1 protein-coding gene is annotated in these 910 nt (G+C 60.3%); it reads right to left on the bottom strand.

The features are described 5' to 3' along the window. A partial coding sequence (locus tag FV226_RS27605) for a tyrosine-type recombinase/integrase (RefSeq protein WP_147765417.1) occupies positions 1–892 on the bottom strand: 892 nt, incomplete at its 3' end. Positions 893–910 lie beyond the last annotated feature (18 nt).

Genomic DNA, 910 nt, shown 5'->3' with positions numbered 1-910 from the left:
ACGCACCACGGAGCTTGCCTCCGAGATGCCTGATCACTTCGGGCTCGATCACGTGATCCAACGCGTCAATGGCCGCACGTAGCTGCTGAGGGACCAGCCCTGACGAGTAGACGGCCAAGGCCAGCGTCGGCTTCACGTGCCCCATAAGCTCAGCGATGACGCTGCTGTTGACCGCCATGGAATGCGTTGATGCGCGCTCAAGGTAGGTGGCGAAGGAACGCCTGAAGCTGTGGAAGTCCACGCCTCCCCCTTGGCCGAGGATCGCCTGCCTAAACGTGGCGTACCGCTTCACGACGATCCAGCTTCTCTTGCCATCAGGTCCCGCAGGCGTGAGACCTGAGAATACCCAGCCATCAGAGGAGCTTGCCATTCGGTGTTGGATCACGGGCCAGCCAAGCCGGTGGACAGGCATAACGCGCCGAGCATTCTCGGTTTTTCCCTGTGGGATGCGGAATGCCTGCTGTGACTCGATCACGTCCTCGACCCGAAGCTGACAGAGTTCACCGATTCTACAGCCAGTCAGAAGGCCCAATCGGATCAGGTCGAACAGGACGAGGCCGTATCTCGCGCCGACAACCGTTCTTGGATCGACATTGAGGAGCCGGACCAATTCCTGCGCCTCATAGGCCCGCTTCGGACGTTCCTGCTTGCCAGCGCTGCCGAAACTGCCTTGGCCTTGCCAGGGGTTCTCCTCAACGAAGCCACGTTTCCGCAGCCACCGCCACATCGAGGACATTGAACTGATCTTCCGGTTGACCGTCTTCTGACTCCCGCCCGCCTGCATGAGTACGCGGCTGACGTAATCGCCAGCGATCCGGCGGCTGATGCGGTCAACGGTGCAATTCGCAGGCTGAGACTGTGCGAACTCCTTTATCGCCAGCACGTGCTGCATCAGTGACTGCTTCGTTTG

The sequence above is a fragment of the Methylobacterium sp. WL12 genome (assembly GCF_008039475.1).
In the GTDB taxonomy this organism is placed as follows: domain Bacteria; phylum Pseudomonadota; class Alphaproteobacteria; order Rhizobiales; family Beijerinckiaceae; genus Methylobacterium; species Methylobacterium cerastii.
This window is presented reverse-complemented; position numbering and strand designations above follow the sequence as displayed.